Source organism: Fulvivirga sedimenti (assembly GCF_020328055.1).
Genome location: NZ_JAIXNE010000003.1, coordinates 1,261,720 through 1,279,453, shown reverse-complemented (window position 1 = coordinate 1,279,453; position 17,734 = coordinate 1,261,720). Strand labels below are relative to the sequence as shown.

The following is a 17,734-nucleotide window of genomic DNA, read 5'->3' as shown; positions in this document are numbered from 1 at the left end:
GGGAAAACGCTGTTATTTATTTGCCTTAAATTATAAGGCACTATCCACTATACCACTACCTACTACCTACTACCTACTACCTACTCAATACTTCAACTACTGACTACTGACTACTGACTACTGACTACTGACTACTGACTAAAGTAAGTTATGGCATTGTCCTGAAAATCACATCCCAAAGCGGTGATGATACGCCGAAGGCTCGATCAGGAGATTTATAGTGGTGGATACCATGGTGTACCCATAAAATTTTAAATACGTTTTTCGGGGGAGGGTAGGCATGCACGATATAATGTACGAACAGGTAAGTGGCATAGCCCATCAGGAATCCCGGTAGAAATGAATACACAAAATCACCCATGAACAGCCTGAACAGGAAAAGCAACGCAGTGGCAATGGTAACACTCATAATCGGAGGCATTGCCAGCCGGTCCTTGTCCTTGGGGAAGTCGTGATGAACCCCGTGAAATGCATATTGCAGTTTTTTACGAAGTTCGGTATACGTTCCCATGTGGAAAACATAGCGGTGTACCAGGTATTCCACAAATGTGAACACCAGGAAACCTACAAAAAACATTCCGACAGTTGTCGAAATCGTTAATGTGGTATTATTAACACTCCAAAAGATCAGTCCGCCAGAATAAAGGCTGAACAGCACGAGCGGCACAGCGATGTGTGTACGCGAGAGCCGCTCCAGCAGCTTGTTTTTAAAGAGCTGCTTGGTTCCTGAATTATTTGGTTTTGATTTCTCCATATGTTGACTTACTCACTGGTTTGCACGCAAAAATATATTACATATCAATCAAATGATACTATTATCGGTTAAATGTTTGTAAAAATGGTTGTTATGCCTTAGAAACGGCTTTTTTCTGCTCTAAAATCTGGTCGTAAAAGTCCTCGTATTTGGGCAGAATGTTCTTGATATCAAATTCCCGGGCACGGGCAAGCGCGTTCTTTTTAAAGGTTGCCAGATTGTCTTTATCAAGTATCGTGAGCGCATTTTTAGTCATATCCTCAATATCTCCCACGTTGCTCATGAACCCGGTTACACCCTGGATATTCAATTCCGGAATACCACCGGCATTGGAGGAGATGACGGGCACCTCACAAGCCATCGCTTCCAGTGCGGCCAGACCAAAACTTTCTTTTTCCGATGGCATGACAAACAAATCCGCCACACTCAGCACCTCTTCCACGGCTTCCAGTTTCCCGAGAAAACGAATGTCATCGCAGGTCTTAAGTTCACGGCAAAGACTTTCTATGCTCTTTCGTTCCGGGCCGTCACCTACAAGCAATAATTTGGCCGGAATTACCTGGCGGATTTTTTCAAAAATACGAACCACATCATCCACCCGTTTCACTTTTCGGAAGTTGGATGTATGCACGATGAGCTTTTCACCATTCGGACAAATAGCCGTTTTGAAATGCTCCTTCGGATGCTTTTTGAAGCGATCCAGATCAATGAAGTTCGGAATTACGACAATGTCTTTTGTAACGGCAAAATGCTCATAGGTGTCTTTCCGAAGATCATCTGAAACCGCGGTTACGCCGTCTGACTGGTTGATACTGAAGGTTACCACCGGTTCATAGCTGGCGTCTTTACCAACCAGCGTGATATCAGTACCGTGCAATGTGGTAACAACCGGTATTTGAATGCCCTGTGTCGCCAGGATCTGTTTGGCCATATAGGCTGCAGAGGCGTGGGGTATGGCATAATGAACGTGCAGCAGATCGAGCTTCTCATATTTCACTACATCCACCATTTTACTCGCAAGTGCCAGTTCATACGGGGGATAAGCAAACAGGGGATATGCCCTGATTTCCACTTCGTGGTAATACAGGTTTTCGTTGAAGAAACTCAGGCGCGTAGGCTGAGAATAGGTGATAAAGTGAACCTTGTGTCCCTCCTTGGCCAGTGCAATGCCCAGCTCTGTTGCGACAACCCCGCTACCACCGAATGTGGGGTAACAGACGATGCCAATGTTCATTAGATTTTTCATAGTCAGTATGCTTCCTGGGTACTGCGGAAATCCCAGATCGCCTGGTATATCACCTCCTGTATTCTAGTACGAATATTCTTCGACAGAAGTTTTGAATTTCCCGCATCCGGATAGATCCGATTAGCCAAAAATACATAAATCAGATCAAATTCCGGGTCAACCCAAATGGCCGTACCTGTAAAACCCGTATGACCGAAGGTTTGTTTAGAAGCATACTCGGTAGTCGGACCGTACCACTCACCTGGCAGCGGTTTATCCCATCCGAGTCCGCGCCGGTTATTTGCGTATTGCTGATCTGTAAAGTTCATCACCGTCTCCCGCTGGAGGTATCGAACACCGCCGTAATTTCCTCCGTTCAGGAGCATCTGGAGGTTCTTTGCCAGGTCATTGGCTGTTCCGAATAAACCCGCGTGTCCGGCGACGCCACCGAAAAGCGCTGCCCCCTGGTCGTGGACCATTCCGGTAATCAGTGATTTTCTGAAGAAATTATCCTGTTCGGTCGGTGCGATCCGATCCCGGGGAAAACGATCAAGCGGTTTATAGCCCGTTGAACTCATCCCCATCGGATCATAAAAATTTTGTTGCATGAAATCGGCGATCGACTGATTCAATATTCGCTCAATCATCCGCTGCATCATGTAATAGCCCATATCCGAATATTTGTAATCAAACGGCTCGTGATCCTTCCTGGGGCGAAGGCGGCTTTCCACTACCCAGTGCCATACGCTGTCCTTTACCAGCGGCTTGGCATACAGACCGTCCGCAATTTTCATACTATACACGGGGGTCGCGCTGGGGGCATAATAATCGGGCAAGAATTCCTTGTCCTTCATGGTCTGCGCATAGAAGGGAAGATAGGCCCACAATCCGGCCTGGTGAGTGAGGATATCCCGAAGGATCATATTTTCCTTATTGGTACCCTTCAGTTCAGGCAGGTAGACCGATATTTTTTTATCCAGATCGATCAGTCCGCGTTCTTCCAAAAACATGAGAGCCTGTGTACTGGCCAGTACTTTGGTTACCGATGCCAGATCATAGATGGTATTTTCATCTACTGGTTTGATGCTGTCGTAGGTGTAGTATCCGAAATTCTTGCTGTAAACAACCTTTCCTCCCTTTGCAACCAATACCTGGCAGCCGGGCGTGGCCCCGATGCTTACCGCTTCACGTGCAAGTTCATCTATCTTTTCCAGCGTGCGGCTGCTGATTCCCTGTGCATCCGCAATTCCGTAACCGAGCCGGTTTAAAGAAGAAGTGTTCAGCCCAGTGCCCGCCGGCAACTTCACTGAGACCGAAACCGGAAGTTTTGCATCCAGCGGAATGGCACCAAAGATACCCTGGGCCACTCCAAGCCGTGCATTGTCGGAATTGCTGTAGGCAACCAGGAGTCCCGGCAAATCTGCCAGCGGTTCCAGTTCATAGGGGTTGCCGAAATAGCAGGTGATCACCCTGCTCTTTTTACCGATGGTGTTCAGGATTTTATTAATCTCATTCAGCGCTTCCTCAGATTGCCCCGGAAATATGCCGGCTATCACCACATTATAAGTGGAAAGCTTGTTGAGCAGGTCATCAGTTGGCAAACTTCCGTCGATTGATGTGAAGGATGTGTATCGGTTCAGATAGGAAGTAAAATTTCCTGCGTCGCCAAAGTTGACGGAAGCAAAGGTTTGGTTATCGAGTTGTCTGACAGGTAAGAAATCATCCCTGTTCCGGAGCACGGTAATCGATTTTTCCTCGAGTTCCGTGGCGAGAGCGAAAGCATGTGGGGTATTAAGCCGCAGGTCGAGGTTATCAGGATTTATTCTCGGGGATTTATGTAATCCGAACTGATATTTAGTGCGAAGAATCCTTTTTACGGTACGTTCCAGTTGCAGGGCTAGTTTGTCGTCTTTTTCAACTGCTTCCAGGATCCGTTCAATACCTCGATCGATATTCTGTGAAAAAAGCAATACATCCGATCCGGCCCTAAATGCAAGCAATTCGGCTTCGCCATCGGCGTAACGGTCGGCAATAGCCTTCATATTCAATGCATCGGTGAATACCAGGCTGTCGAATCCCAGCTCGTCACGCAGGTATCCTGTAGTGATTTTTTCCGAGAGTGATGAAGGATAATTCCGGTCAAGATCATTTACCTGCAGGTGGGCAGTCATTATACCACCGATATCGGCCTGGATCAGTTTCCGGAAGGGGTAGGATTCGATATCATCGATCCGCTCCTTCTTATGGCTGATCACGGGCAGGGTTTCATGGCTGTCCTTGTCGGTATCGCCGTGACCCGGGAAATGTTTCGCCACCGCCATAACACCACGGCTTTGCATGCCCTTCATGTAAGCAAGGGTTCGTGAGGCGACGATAAATTTATTTTCCCCGAAGGAGCGCGTGCCGATGACCGGATTATTGGGATTGTTGTTCACATCAGCCACCGGAGCGAAATTAATATGTACGCCGATGAGTTTCATCTGCCGTGCAATCTCTTCCCCCATGGCAGTGATAAGACTGTCATCCTGAACCGCTCCGAGTGCCATTTGCCGTGGAAAACCCATGGTACTGTCTAACCGCATGGATAACCCCCATTCCAGGTCCATTCCGATCATGAGGGGAACCCTTGAAGCCTGCTGATAACGGTTTGTAAGATGTGCCTGCCGGCCCGGTCCGCCCTGCATAAAAATCAGTCCGCCTATCTTTTTCTCCCGAATTAATTTTTCGATGTCCGCCACATGCTGTTCATTCCCGTTGGAGTATGCTGCAATCATGAAAAGCTGGGCAATTCGTTCTTCAGGAGTGAGGGAATTATAGAGTTTCTCCACCCATTCCTCCTGGGTGGGTACAGCGGGAGTTTTCTTCTGCGAATTCGCTGAAAATAAGGGTATTGCAACTAAAATGGCGCAGAAAAAATATCGAAGCATGCCGCCGTCAGGTTAAAAAATAATTATGCAGGTTAAATGTACATACTTAGTTCTGACTTGTCAAACTTTTAGCAGGGAATAGGGAATAGGGAATAGGGAATAGGGAATAGGGAGTAGGGAGTAGGGAGTAGGGAGTAGGGAGTAGGGAATAGGGAATAGGTATTGTTAAAAATTCACGGGTATGAAAAGTGGTAAAAGTATAGTAGCAGAGAAGGCGTATAATTTTTCATTGAGCATAATCCAGCTGTACAAATATCTTGTGTCTGAGCAAAAGGAGTACGTACTCTCCAAGCAATTACTTCGGTGTTGTACTTCGATAGGCGCCAATATCCAGGAGGCTTACGGTGCCTATTCCAGGAAAGAATTTGCAGTTAAAATGTCATTTGCTTACAAAGAAGCACGTGAGTCCGAATACTGGCTGAATTTACTTTTAGACAGCAATTATATTGAACTTAGCGACTATCAGGAAAGGATGGATTTACTAAAAGAAATTATCAAGATGCTTTATACGATAGTTCAAACTGCAACAGGAAAAAACAAATCATCTTAAGTGTTACTATGCAATCTATCACCTATCACCTATCACCTATTCCCTATTCCCTACTCCCTACCACCTATTATCTACTCCCTGCTCATAATGTTTGCAATCCTTCTGTGTCCTTCCGAACTTTAAGGGTTATAGGGATAAATGATTACACAAATGAAATTTCCATCACTCTTCCGAACACCGCGGCATCAGCGGTTTACCATGTCACCGAGGTATTACGATCCGGTGAAAGAGGAAATGGATGCGCGGGTGTCTCAGATCAAGTCGGAACTCAAACAGGGAGGCGAGGCGGAGCAGGAACGTGAAATGGGGATACACTTTCAGTCGCGCATTACAGGATCTTTTACCCGCCGGTCTTCACGTAACAGTACGATCAACCTGATGCAGATGGCAATTCTTGCGTTACTGGTGGGCACGATCGCGGGATATTGGTATTTCGGAAATGTCGCGCTTTATGTCATGTTTGGTCTATCTTCCGTATTATTGTATCTCAAACTGAAACGCATTATTTAGACCCGCTTTTGCATGCCCGATATCATCCGCTTACTTCCAGATTCCCTCGCCAATCAGATCGCTGCGGGAGAAGTGGTGCAGCGGCCGGCATCGGTGGTGAAGGAACTCCTTGAAAATGCACTTGATGCCGGGGCTACACATATTGAGGTGATCATTCGTGAAGCCGGAAAAACCCTCATCCAGGTCGTGGATAATGGCTCCGGAATGAGCGAGACCGATGCCCGCATGGCCATGGAGCGGCATGCCACCTCAAAGATTCGTACATCCGAAGATTTATTTGCCATTAAGACTATGGGGTTCCGTGGAGAAGCCATGGCTTCTATTGGCGCTGTGGCCCAGGTTGAAATGCGTACCCGGCTCCAGGATGATGAAATTGGCACACTACTGGTGGTAGAAGGCTCTGAAGTAAAGCGCCAGGAGCCCGTGGCCCATCAGCCTGGAACCTCGATCCTGGTTAAGAATTTATTCTACAACGTTCCTGCACGGCGAAATTTCCTCAAATCCAATTCTGTGGAAATGAAACATATCGTCGATGAATTCCAGCGTGTGGCACTCGCAAGACCGGACGTGGCATTCGCGCTTCACCAGAATGACCTGGAAACCTATCAGCTCACAGAAGGAAAGCTTAGCCACAGGATTGTCGGACTGTTTGGATCTTCCTATCGGGAACAACTGGCTTCGTGTCAGGAGGAGGTGGGAGATTTTACCGTACACGGGTATGTAGGCAAACCGGAGGCCTCCCGCAAGACCCGGGGAGAACAGTTTTTCTTCGTGAATGGAAGATATATTCGCAGCAACTACCTCAACCATGCAGTGGTACAGGCCTATGAGGGCCTGATCGCCGACGGTAATTTTCCATTCTATGTACTGTTCATTGAGCTGCCGCCATCCCGGGTCGACGTCAACGTGCATCCGACCAAAACCGAGGTAAAATTTGATGATGAGCGCACGCTCTACGCGTTGGTTCATGCGGCTGTTAAACAAGCCCTGGCACGGCATAACCTTGCCCCTGCGCTGGATTTTACGCATGATGTTAATACAGGCATCAAGCTGGATTCGCAACGGCAGTTTGTACAGGACATGCATTACAGTCAGTTCAAGACCACACCGCGTGATTCTGGAAACCTGGAAACCTGGCAAAAATTATATACTGAAAACCCCGGAAAATCGGTGTTGCCGGAAACCTGGTTCGATCAAAAAGAGGCGGCACAGGAAACTACACTGCGTTTCGAAAGTAAGATGCATGAGGATGAGGCCAAAGAGACCCCCTCGCACCTGTTTCAGCTGCACGGAAGGTTTATCGTCGCACAGGTGAAATCAGGTATGATGCTTATTGATCAGCAGCCAGCACACGAGCGGATTTGCTACGAAAAATTTATCCGCAACATGAAATCCGGCAAGGGCGCCTCTCAGCAGTCATTATTTCCGCAGGCCATTTCTTTAAACCCCGGAGATGTTTCGCTCGTTAAGGAAATGCAGCAGGAGATTGCTGCATTGGGGTTTGATATCGAGGAATTCGGTCAGCATGATTTTCTGATCAAAGGAATTCCGGCCGACATTCAGAATGGTGATGAAAAAACTATCTTTGAAGGATTGATCGAACAGTTCAAGCATAATGCCCGGGTAGATGCGCTGCCTGTACGCGAAAACCTGGCACGTTCACTGGCCCGCAGGGCTGCGATCAGGCCGGGAGCGGTTTTGCAGCGCGAAGAGATGCATAACCTGGTGGATCAGCTTTTCGCATGTGAGAATCCCAACTATGCACCTGATGGAAGGAAAACATTTGTACTGCTTTCGATGTCTACTATTGCAAATTATTTCAATGCCTGATAACAAATGATGAGATTAACCCCTGTAGTAAAAAATTTACTGATCATCAATGTGGTCGTGTTCCTGCTGCAAATCATGGTGAAAAGTGTGGATGTAACAGGATTTCTGGCATTGCACCGTCTTACATCTCCGGATTTCAGACCCTACCAGTTCTTTACCTACATGTTTGCGCATGGAGATTTCGGCCATATTATATTCAATATGCTGGGCTTGGTGTTTCTTGGTCCGCTTCTGGAGCAGTTTTGGGGGCCAAAAAAGTTTATAACATTTTACCTGGTTACAGGTGTTGGAGCGGCATTGCTTTACACAGGTATGGAGGTCTTTGAACTCAGGAATCTGCGGAATGATGTTGAAACCTACCTTGAAGCACCCACACCCGATAATTTTGCCATTTTCGTGGATGAAAATGACAGATATTTCAATTCGGGCGTTTATGAATTTCAGGATCAGTTCAGCAAGAATGCCAATGATCAGCAGTATATTGAGCAAAGTAAAATGTACGTGCAGGGTTTGTATAACGAGGTGAGTCAGCGTGGCAGCATGCTTGGTGCCTCCGGCGCAATTTATGGAATACTTATGGCGTTTGGATTGTTATTCCCTAACACACAGCTGATGTTGCTGATACCACCCATACCGGTGAAGGCAAAGTACCTCGTCCTTTTTCTCGGTGCATACGCCGTCTGGGCAGGTTTTGCCAGAAACCCCGGTGACCCTGTGGCGCATTTTGCGCATTTAGGGGGTATGGTATTTGCTTTCATCATGATCAAGTACTGGCAAACAAAAAGGGATTCATTCTATTAATGAACCATGAACGGACAAGGATTTTTACAGGATTTTAAAAACGTATTCAGCAGACCCAATAATGAATACATCCGCCTCATTGTGATCAATGTGGTGGTCTTCGTGGTGCTCGGCCTCGCACAGGTTTTTACCGATATCTCCATAGGACGAGGTGCTGTGGATATATCAAGAGAGTATCTCGGGCTTCCCATGCACTGGAATGAATTGTTGTTTCGCCTGTGGACACCCATCACCTACATGTTCGTCCATGACGGGTTCTTTCATATCCTTTTTAATATGCTGTTCCTGTACTGGTTCGGAAGAATTCTTGCTGAATACCTGGGTGGTCCTAAAGTGGTAAATCTGTATGTACTTGGCGGACTGTTCGGAGCGGTTATCTATCTGACCATATATCCCGTCCTCCTGCAGCTGCTCAACCCTAATATGGATATTTCCATGGTTAGCCCTTCCCTGGTAGGTGCTTCTGCCGGAGTCTTCGCAGTCGTTTTCGGAACCGCAACGCTTATGCCGAATTACACGATATTTCTGCTATTTCTCGGACCGGTGAGGATCAAATACATCGCATTATTCTACGTACTTTCATTCTTCCTGTCGCTGTCAGGTCCAAATTCCGGCGGCGAACTGGCTCATATAGGTGGCGCACTGATGGGATTCCTTTACATTAAACAACTGCAGAACGGATCTGACATGGGCGCATGGATACAGACGGTTATCTCAGGAGTCGGTGGTTTGTTTAAGCCTAAGTCGAAAATAAAGGTCACTCATCGAAGTGCAAGTGCTGCATCTGGCCGGACCGCTTCGCGGGGAACAACCCGTACGGCTCAAAAGCCTTCCGGCAGCAGTGCCTCCCAGGAAGAGATAGATGCCATCCTGGATAAAATCTCCGAAAAAGGGTATGAAAGCCTCACAAAGGAAGAAAAGCAGAAATTATTTAACGCCAGTAAACACTAGAATTTGTTAGCCAGCTGTCCACAGGCAGCATCAATATCCTTTCCGCGGCTTCGGCGGATATTCACGACAATACCCGCTTTTTCCAGTGCATTTACATACATCTGAACAGCCGACTCATCAGCCTGCTGAAAAGCGCCATCATCGATCGGATTGTATTCGATCAGGTTAACTTTTGAAGGAATTAGCTGGCAGAATTTTACGAGCGCCTTCGCGTCTTCCGGGCGGTCATTGATATCCTTCCAGACAACATATTCATAGGTCACTTTCCGTCCGGTCTTCTTGTACCAGTACTTCAGCGCGTCAGCAAGGTCCTCCACCGGGTTTGATAAATTGATCGGCATGATCTCATTCCGAACATCGTTGATCGCACTGTGGAGTGAGACCGCCAGATTGAATTTAACTTCATCATCAGCCAGCTTCTGAATCATTTTTGCTACGCCTACCGTGGAGAGTGTGATCCGCTTGGGGGACATGCCTAGACCATCCGGAGAAGTGATCTTGTCGATCGCATCGATCACGTTCTGATAATTAAGCAAGGGCTCACCCATGCCCATGAAAACGATATTAGTGAGCGGCCTGTCAAAATATAACTCCGCCTGTTCCTTTATCGCAACCACCTGATCGTAAATCTCATCCGGATTCAGGTTGCGCATCCGTTTGAGCCGGGCTGTGGCACAAAAATGACAATCCAGACTGCAGCCAACCTGGCTCGAGATGCAGGCCGTGATTCGCTTGTTTGTCGGGATCAGAACCGATTCAACGATCTTTTCATCAAATAGTTTAACAGCATTCTTGATCGTGCCGTCACTGCTTCGCTGCATATTATCGACAGCAATATGGTTGATCGTGAAATTCTGTTTGAGCCGTTCACGGATTTCGAGTGACAGGTTGGTCATCTGGTCGAAATCCTTAGCACTTTTTCGCCACAGCCACTCATATACCTGTTTCGCACGGAATTTCTTTTCACCTGATTCGATGAAATAACTCTCGAGCTCTTCCAGGCTCATTTTTCGCACATCCTTTTTCGCACCCGATTCAATCATAATGCAAAGATAGGAAAAAGCTTATTCAGCGTGCATTGATTTTAAACGCTCCTCAAAATCTTCAGGAATGCGGCTAACCTTGCGCTTCACATAATTGAAAAAGACAATACCGGTTTTACCCCGGGCAATCTCCTGATCACTTTCTGTATTTTCAAGCTTGTAAAAGAAATCCATCCCGTAGGCATTGAAATCATCCACGGCAATGGAAACCCTGATCTGATCACCATGGAAGGCTTCTGCACGATAAACAACTACGGAATCGGTGACGATCATGCCTGTTTCATGTGCCATGTCAACCTCATTTTTATACCCCATTTTCTTAAGCATCCTGAGCCGGGCCTCATGCATGATGGTAAGAACGCGGTCATTACCCAGGTGGCCACCATAATTTATGTCGCTTATCTGTATAGGGATGATCGTTGAAAAAACTCTTTTTTCCGGGAGGATCAGCGTAACACGGGCCATAGTTTAATGTTATGAATTTGTAACAAAAGTGTTTAAATCTGGCCGTTATACAAAATCATACTAAATTTGCTGCTTCATGAAAAAAATTGTTTCCATACTGCTGTTACTCATGGTAGTCCTCACCACCTCTTCCCTGGCACAGCGTCAGAAGAGCTTTGGATTGGCCTATCGCAACGGCTGGCTGCTGAAACATCATGAAGAACTGCGTACCGCGTTTGTTGACGCACACCCTGTCGGGTTTGAATTTACCTACCTGTCGAAGACCACCGGTGATGATGAATGGGAGCGGGTCTGGAATTATCCCGATATCGGTATCAGCCTTGCATACCTGAATTACGGGGATTCACGGCTGGGGCAGGCATTAGTTACATCCTTCTTCATTCAGAAATATATCGGAAACCCGGATAACAGACTTCGGTTCAGTTTTAAGATAGCTCCAGGCGTCTCATTTTCCGACGAGAAATATGATCCCGAAACCAATCCTGAAAACACTTTCATTTCGACAACCATTAATGGCGTTATGGAAGGTAATTTTCTGGCACATTATCAGCTCACACCCCATATGGCTGTGAATGGCGGGATTGTTTTTACGCATTATTCGAACGGGGCCGTACAGGTACCCAATTCAGGTTTTAATATTCCGTCGCTAACGGTCGGAATGCTATATACGCCCAACCCCGATCAGTACAAGCGAAATACTGATCCTGTAGGGGCCTTCCAACGACGCACACGATTTTCGGTGCAATTCGCTCCTTCGGTTAAAGCATACAATGAAGAAGATCCTAAAAAGTATTTTGCCTTTACAGCATCGGTCAATGCCATCCGGTACCTGAATCACAAAGTGGCATTAAACGGGAGTGCCGACGTATTTTACAATTCATCAATCCCGGATCGCACCGGTGATCCTGGTGCAAACCGTTTCCGTCTCGGACTTGCCCTTGGGCCTGAGCTTACCACCGGTCCGAATTCTGTCGTATTCCAGCTGGGTTATTATGTTTATCGCCCTGAGGAGGTTGATAAGTCATTTTACTGGCGAATTGGCATTAAACATCATTTCACAGATCATTTCTTCACCGGCTTCGCTCTCAAGGCACATTTGGGAAAAGCGGATGTGATAGAGTGGGGGGTTGGTTACAGACTTTAGTCAGTAGTCAGTAGTCAGTAGTCAGTAGTCAGTAGTACCTGGCTTGCGTCATTTTTATTTAGAGACTTTCAGGAATTAATCCTGGAAGGCAGTACATTATTTCTTGATGGCTAAACTGCAAAATCACCTGAATATTCCAGCCTATCTACATCCCCTACTCCTAACTCATAACTCTACACTAAAACTACTGACTACTGACTACTGACTACTGACTACTGACTACTGACTAATTTTAAATTCCTTCGGTGGCTCCACACCCTGCAGATGCTCGACAAAGTAATCCCAACGGCGGCGCATCATGTAGTATGAGTCGGCACCGAAACCATGGCGGGCATTCGGGAAAATGATCAGATCAAAATCTTTGTTCGCCTTCACGAGTGCATCGACAACAAGATATGTATTGTACGGAGGTACATTATCATCCAGTCCGCCATGTGCCAGCATAAGTTTGCCCTGCAGGTTTTTGGCGTAATTCTGATTGGCCTGTTCCTCATAGTTATCACCCTGGATAAGTCCGATATAACGCTCTCCCCAGTCATCCTCATAGTTTCTGTTGTCATGATTTCCTGATTCGGAAATTCCCACTTTATAGAACTCAGGATATCGGAACATTGCCGCTGCGGTTGCAAAACCACCTCCTGAATGCCCCCATATGCCAACACGGTCTGTATCGATGTACGGATGCCGTTCGGCCAGCTGTTTTATGCCTGAAATCTGATCTTCGAGGGTATTGTCGGCCATATTTCCGTAACATACGTCGTGGAATGACTTCGAACGACCCGGGTTACAGGTTCCGTCGATCACGATCACCACGAAACCCAGCTCTGCAAGAGCCTGGTGGTCACTGCGTGATGCAGAGAATGATCTGCGGCCAACACCACCGCCTTGCGGACCCGGATAGATATAGTTTACCACGGGATATTTTTTCGATTCATCCAGTGTGGTTGGAGTGAACATCAGTCCGTATAAATCCCACCTGCCGTCACGCGATTTCACCTTAACGGGTGTAGGAGCTTTCCATCCTGTAGCGGCAAGTGCAGAAATATCAGCTTTTTCAAGAACCATGATCTCCTTGCCTTTGCTGTTACGCAGTACCGACACGGGCGGAACATCCGGCTGTGAATAGGTATCAACGAAGAATTTTCCATCACCGGAGATACTTACTGAATGGTGACCGTTGTCCGGGGTTAGCAATGAAAGTTTTTTCCCATTGAAATCAATGCTGTAGAAATGTGCAAAATAGGGATCACGTCCTTCTTCCCGTCCCTGCGCATAGAAGTAAAGCATTCGGTTTTTCTCATCTACCCTGATAAGTTCCGTCACAACAAAATCCCCGCTGGTGATCTGATTTTTCAGTGCTCCTGTTGTAGCATCGTACAGATATAAATGTCCCCAGTCGCTGCGCTCGGAGTACCATATGATCTCGTTGGTTGCATCGAGGTAATGCCAGTTCACCGTTCCCTGGCCGGATTCGTACTGGGTGTCTACCACCTCTTCAAAAATATCACGTACTTCACCTGTTGTGGCATCCGCCATGCGGACTTTCGCTTCTTTATGATCGCGCGAGGTAGAAACAAATACCAGTTTGCTCCCGTCGGCGCTCCATTCATTGTCATCAAAAGCTCCGGTGCAGGCGATGTCGTCGCACAGCGTTCCGCGGCGTGCATCCGGCTCCATTTTCAGACGGATTACTTTTGGCTCATCCACATTGATGATCACGCGGTGAATGCGAATTATATCCTCATCCTGTGGTATCGGATACTTCCATGCCTGCAATTCCGGCTCTCCAACCTTTGTTGAAACCAGGTACATATCACTCACATGGCGCTGGTCCTGCTGGAAGGTGACCAGCTTTTTTGAATCCGGTGACCAGAGAACTACCGGACGGTCACTTTTTCTCCATCCCGCATTATCCGTGGCATACCCGAAGTTTTCGGTGCCATCCGTCGTGAGTTGTGTTTCCTTATTGGTTTCAAGATTGCGCATCCACAGATTCCAGTCACGAATAAATACGACCTTCTTTCCGTCGGGTGAGGGAATCTCATTCCTGTTGATGGGTGGGGTTGTATTCTGTGCGCCATTATTTTCCTCTCCCAGCAGTTCGGCACGGGACGAAGCTGTTTTCTTACTTTTTTTAGCCGGATTGACCAGAACGAACTGATCTCCGCCTGGAGTGGAGACATTATACCAGAAGGTGCCATCTTCCCGCCATACCGGGCGGACACCATCATAGTGTACCTTGCTGTTGGTGTTGAACCAGAGGAATTTAGTCGCCTGCTCATAGTCGGCAGCGGTTTTAGCCTCCTGGGCGTGGGCACCAAATACGGAAATGATAAGAAGTGCCCCCAGGCTAATGCGAAGTGTTGTTTTGTTGATTTTCATTGTTGCTTTGTCAGATCTGGTCCTAATATTAAGATTTCTAAAGCTGAATTCATTACACTCTGATATGAACGTTGGTTTTTTGATGCTGAACGGAAACATACTAGTCAGTAGTCAGTAGTCAGTAGTCAGTAGTCAGTAGTATCTGGCTTGCGTCATTTTTATTTGGGCGACCAATTAGAAATTATCCGGAAAGACTAAACAATCATCAGGGAATCCCAGCTTATTCGCCACGACCTATTCATTACTTGCTACTCCCTACTCACTACTCCCTACTAATTACTCCCACTACTGACTACTGACTACTGACTACTGACTAAAAAAGCGTTGTTCATTTTCGGACAATATGTCTACAATAAGTGGTTTACCATCGTCAAATTCAGACAGAATGTCCTGAAATTGGAAGTGGAACCTAATTTGATCGTATGGGAATAGAGTAAAACAAGTGATATGAATTTTAATAATTATACCATAAAAGCACAGGAAGCGATTCAGAAAGCTGCTGAAATTGTTTCCGCAAATCAGCAGCAGGCGATTGAGCCGGGGCATCTGCTCAAGGCCATCCTGTTGTCGGATGAAAATGTGATTTCGTTCATCATTAAAAAGCTGAACGTAAACCGTGCTGTCCTTGATTCAAAGCTCGAGGACATTATCAACAGCTATCCGAAAGTTACCGGACAGCAACCATATTTATCAAATGATGCACATACCGCGTTGCAAAAAGCGGAGTCTTTCCTGAAGGAATTTAAAGACGAATTCATCTCTGTTGAGCATCTTATCCTGGGATTATATGAAGGCAAAGAGAAAGTTGCCCAGCTCATGAAGGATACAGGGTTTGAGAAAAAAGGACTCCTGGCAGCGATTAAAGAATTGCGGGGCGGCAGTTCGGTGACCGACCAGAATGCGGAATCAAAATACCGCTCACTGGAAAGGTATTCAAAGAATCTGAACCAACTCGCTAAAGCGGGCAAGATCGACCCTGTAATCGGACGGGATGATGAGATCCGCAGGGTGCTTCAGATACTGTCGAGACGTACGAAAAATAACCCGATTTTGATCGGTGAACCCGGTGTGGGAAAGACCGCCATCATCGAGGGTATGGCTCAGCGGATCGTTGACGGAGATGTACCCGAAAATCTTAAGGATAAAATCCTGATTTCCCTCGATATGGGATTGCTGGTTGCCGGTGCCAAATATAAAGGTGAATTTGAAGAAAGACTGAAATCGGTGATCAAGGAAGTAACGGATTCCGACGGTCAGATCGTCCTCTTTATTGATGAAATTCACACATTGATTGGTGCAGGTGGGGGTGAAGGCGCAATGGACGCGGCCAACCTGCTCAAACCGGCACTGGCCCGTGGCGAACTGCATGCAATCGGTGCGACCACACTGAAGGAATATCAGAAACACATCGAAAAGGATAAAGCCCTTGAAAGGCGATTCCAGACTGTTGTGGTTGATGAGCCGTCTCCGCAGGATGCCATATCAATTCTTCGCGGGATAAAGGACAAGTACGAACTGCACCACGGTGTGCGTATCAAGGATGATGCGGTAATTTCGGCCGTAGAGCTTTCACACAGGTATATTTCCGACCGCTTTTTACCAGACAAGGCTATTGACCTGATGGATGAGGCGGCAGCGAAGCTTCGCCTGGAGATGGACAGCATGCCTGAGGAACTTGATGAATTGAACCGGAAGATCATGCAGCTCGAGATTGAGCGCGAAGCTATCCGCCGCGAAAAAAACAAGGAAAAGGAATCGATCCTTTCCAAGGAGATTGCCGACCTGTCTGAAACCCGTAACGACCTGAAGGCCAAGTGGGAAAATGAAAAGCAGGTGGTGCATGGTATCCAGCAGAAGAAGGAGGAAATCGACAAGCTGAAATTTGAAGCTGAGCAGGCTGAAAAATCTGGTGATTTCGGACGGGTCGCAGAAATCCGCTATGGCAAAATGCTGGATACACAAAAGGAACTGGAGAAGCTGCAGGAGGATATGAAAGCCATGCAGGGTGAAAGTTCACTCCTCAAGGAAGAGGTTGACAGCGAAGATATCGCTGAAGTGGTAGCCAAATGGACCGGAATACCCGTTTCAAAGATGCTGCAGAGCGACCGCGAGAAATTACTCCACCTGGAGCAAGAGCTGAGCAAGCGGGTTGCCGGACAGGAAGAAGCGATTGCCGCGCTGTCAGATGCAGTCCGCAGAAGCCGGGCAGGGTTACAGGATCCAAAGCGCCCGATTGGTTCGTTCATTTTTCTGGGAACCACCGGTGTCGGTAAAACAGAGTTATCAAAAGCCCTGGCGGAATACCTGTTCAACGACGAGAATGCCATGGTTCGAATTGATATGTCGGAGTACCAGGAACGTCACTCTGTGAGCAGACTCGTAGGAGCGCCTCCCGGTTATGTGGGTTATGATGAGGGCGGACAGCTTACTGAAGCCGTTCGCAGAAAGCCTTACTCGGTTATTCTGCTCGATGAGATTGAAAAGGCGCACCCTGATGTATTCAATATTCTGCTGCAGGTGCTGGATGATGGTCGACTTACAGATAATAAGGGACGTGTTGCAAACTTCAAGAATACGATCATCATTATGACTACGAACATGGGTTCGCAGATCATTCAGGAAAATTTTGAATACATGAATGAGGAGAACGAGGAAGAGGTGATCGAGAAAACAAAACAGGATGTATTTGAACTTCTGAAAAAATCAGTTCGTCCGGAATTTCTCAACCGAATTGATGAAACCATCATGTTCCGTCCGCTTTCCAAAGAGGATATCCGCAAGATCGTTGGAATCCAGATAAAACTGGTTCAGGAACGACTCGCAGAGAACGGTGTAAATCTGGAGGTTTCAGACAAGGTGGTGAACTACATTGCCAAAAAGGGATATGATCCTCAATTTGGTGCCAGACCACTCAAGCGGGTTCTTCAGCGTGAAATACTCAATGAACTGTCGAAGGAAATCCTTGCCGGTAAAATTGATAAGGACTCGATTGTTGGAGTTGACATGGGAGACAACGGAACGATAGAGTTTCTGAACCTGGATAAGGTTGAAATTGAATAGTGTTTTCACCGGGCGTGTGCCCGGTAGATTGTGTTAGTCGAGCCCCTGCAATTTGCAGGGGCTTTTTTTATCTACAAATTCGTATTAGCGAC

At 46.9% G+C, this 17,734-nt stretch carries 13 protein-coding genes; 7 read left to right on the top strand and 6 right to left on the bottom strand.

Annotated features, from left to right (window positions below; translation table 11 throughout):
• Nucleotides 1–148 precede the first annotated feature (148 nt).
• The 3 genes from LDX50_RS17885 to LDX50_RS17875 all read right to left on the bottom strand — a co-directional run bounded on the left by LDX50_RS17885 (nt 149) and on the right by LDX50_RS17875 (nt 4,906).
• Nucleotides 149–754 carry a sterol desaturase family protein gene (locus LDX50_RS17885; RefSeq protein WP_225698672.1) on the bottom strand — a complete coding sequence of 202 codons (606 nt, stop codon included), beginning with the start codon at nt 752–754 and terminating at the stop codon, nt 149–151.
• A gap of 91 nt (nt 755–845) precedes the next feature.
• Nucleotides 846–1,988 (bottom strand): N-acetyl-alpha-D-glucosaminyl L-malate synthase BshA, encoded by a 1,143-nt coding sequence (gene bshA / locus LDX50_RS17880; RefSeq protein WP_225698760.1) that lies wholly within the window; start codon nt 1,986–1,988, stop codon nt 846–848.
• Between the two features lie 14 nt (nt 1,989–2,002).
• Complete coding sequence (locus LDX50_RS17875; protein WP_225698671.1) at nt 2,003–4,906, bottom strand: serine hydrolase domain-containing protein; 2,904 nt, start codon at nt 4,904–4,906, stop codon at nt 2,003–2,005.
• A 181-nt stretch (nt 4,907–5,087) separates the two neighbouring features.
• Here LDX50_RS17875 and LDX50_RS17870 point away from each other — a divergent pair, with 181 nt between their 5' ends.
• The 5 genes from LDX50_RS17870 (at nt 5,088) to LDX50_RS17850 (ending at nt 9,548) form a co-directional block, all read left to right on the top strand.
• A complete protein-coding gene (locus tag LDX50_RS17870; protein ID WP_225698670.1) occupies nt 5,088–5,456 on the top strand; it encodes a four helix bundle protein in 369 nt (122 codons plus the stop codon).
• A 150-nt stretch (nt 5,457–5,606) separates the two neighbouring features.
• The gene (locus LDX50_RS17865; RefSeq protein ID WP_225698669.1) at nt 5,607–5,966 is read left to right on the top strand and encodes an RnfABCDGE type electron transport complex subunit D; all 360 of its coding nucleotides are present in this window, start codon (nt 5,607–5,609) and stop codon (nt 5,964–5,966) included.
• A 12-nt stretch (nt 5,967–5,978) separates the two neighbouring features.
• Entirely contained in the window at nt 5,979–7,796 is a 1,818-nt protein-coding gene (gene mutL / locus LDX50_RS17860; RefSeq protein ID WP_225698668.1) for a DNA mismatch repair endonuclease MutL, read from the top strand.
• A gap of 6 nt (nt 7,797–7,802) precedes the next feature.
• Nucleotides 7,803–8,597, top strand: a complete 795-nt coding sequence (locus LDX50_RS17855) for a rhomboid family intramembrane serine protease (protein WP_225698667.1) — start codon at nt 7,803–7,805, stop codon at nt 8,595–8,597.
• Between the two features lie 6 nt (nt 8,598–8,603).
• The gene (locus LDX50_RS17850) at nt 8,604–9,548 is read left to right on the top strand and encodes a rhomboid family protein (protein ID WP_225698666.1); all 945 of its coding nucleotides are present in this window, start codon (nt 8,604–8,606) and stop codon (nt 9,546–9,548) included.
• On the opposite strand, the gene rlmN is transcribed toward LDX50_RS17850, so the two are convergent.
• Together rlmN and LDX50_RS17840 are read right to left on the bottom strand one after the other, a co-directional pair.
• Nucleotides 9,545–10,588 (bottom strand): dual-specificity RNA methyltransferase RlmN, encoded by a 1,044-nt coding sequence (rlmN, locus tag LDX50_RS17845; RefSeq protein ID WP_225698759.1) that lies wholly within the window; start codon nt 10,586–10,588, stop codon nt 9,545–9,547. The genes LDX50_RS17850 and rlmN overlap by 4 nt on opposite strands.
• A 24-nt stretch (nt 10,589–10,612) precedes the next feature.
• On the bottom strand, nt 10,613–11,056 hold the full coding sequence (locus LDX50_RS17840) for an acyl-CoA thioesterase (RefSeq protein WP_225698665.1): 444 nt from the start codon (nt 11,054–11,056) through the stop codon (nt 10,613–10,615).
• Nucleotides 11,057–11,132: 76 nt separating this feature from the next.
• Here LDX50_RS17840 and LDX50_RS17835 point away from each other — a divergent pair, with 76 nt between their 5' ends.
• Nucleotides 11,133–12,200, top strand: a complete 1,068-nt coding sequence (locus LDX50_RS17835; protein ID WP_225698664.1) for an acyloxyacyl hydrolase — start codon at nt 11,133–11,135, stop codon at nt 12,198–12,200.
• 219 nt (nt 12,201–12,419) lie between these two features.
• On the opposite strand, the gene LDX50_RS17830 is transcribed toward LDX50_RS17835, so the two are convergent.
• Nucleotides 12,420–14,582: a S9 family peptidase gene (locus LDX50_RS17830; RefSeq protein WP_225698663.1), complete on the bottom strand. Its 2,163-nt coding sequence runs from the start codon at nt 14,580–14,582 to the stop codon at nt 12,420–12,422.
• 447 nt (nt 14,583–15,029) lie between these two features.
• Between LDX50_RS17830 and clpB the strand changes: the two genes are divergently transcribed.
• On the top strand, nt 15,030–17,642 hold the full coding sequence (gene clpB, locus LDX50_RS17825; RefSeq protein WP_225698662.1) for an ATP-dependent chaperone ClpB: 2,613 nt from the start codon (nt 15,030–15,032) through the stop codon (nt 17,640–17,642).
• The last annotated feature ends 92 nt before the right edge of the window (nt 17,643–17,734 follow it).

Coding starts and splice junctions, on each gene's coding strand:
- LDX50_RS17885 (WP_225698672.1), bottom strand. CDS start 754: ATGGAGAAATCAAAACCAAATAATTCAGGAACCAAGCAGCTCTTTAAA.
- bshA (WP_225698760.1), bottom strand. CDS start 1,988: ATGAACATTGGCATCGTCTGTTACCCCACATTCGGTGGTAGCGGGGTT.
- LDX50_RS17875 (WP_225698671.1), bottom strand. CDS start 4,906: ATGCTTCGATATTTTTTCTGCGCCATTTTAGTTGCAATACCCTTATTT.
- LDX50_RS17870 (WP_225698670.1), top strand. CDS start 5,088: ATGAAAAGTGGTAAAAGTATAGTAGCAGAGAAGGCGTATAATTTTTCA.
- LDX50_RS17865 (WP_225698669.1), top strand. CDS start 5,607: ATGAAATTTCCATCACTCTTCCGAACACCGCGGCATCAGCGGTTTACC.
- mutL (WP_225698668.1), top strand. CDS start 5,979: ATGCCCGATATCATCCGCTTACTTCCAGATTCCCTCGCCAATCAGATC.
- LDX50_RS17855 (WP_225698667.1), top strand. CDS start 7,803: ATGATGAGATTAACCCCTGTAGTAAAAAATTTACTGATCATCAATGTG.
- LDX50_RS17850 (WP_225698666.1), top strand. CDS start 8,604: ATGAACGGACAAGGATTTTTACAGGATTTTAAAAACGTATTCAGCAGA.
- LDX50_RS17840 (WP_225698665.1), bottom strand. CDS start 11,056: ATGGCCCGTGTTACGCTGATCCTCCCGGAAAAAAGAGTTTTTTCAACG.
- LDX50_RS17835 (WP_225698664.1), top strand. CDS start 11,133: ATGAAAAAAATTGTTTCCATACTGCTGTTACTCATGGTAGTCCTCACC.
- LDX50_RS17830 (WP_225698663.1), bottom strand. CDS start 14,582: ATGAAAATCAACAAAACAACACTTCGCATTAGCCTGGGGGCACTTCTT.
- clpB (WP_225698662.1), top strand. CDS start 15,030: ATGAATTTTAATAATTATACCATAAAAGCACAGGAAGCGATTCAGAAA.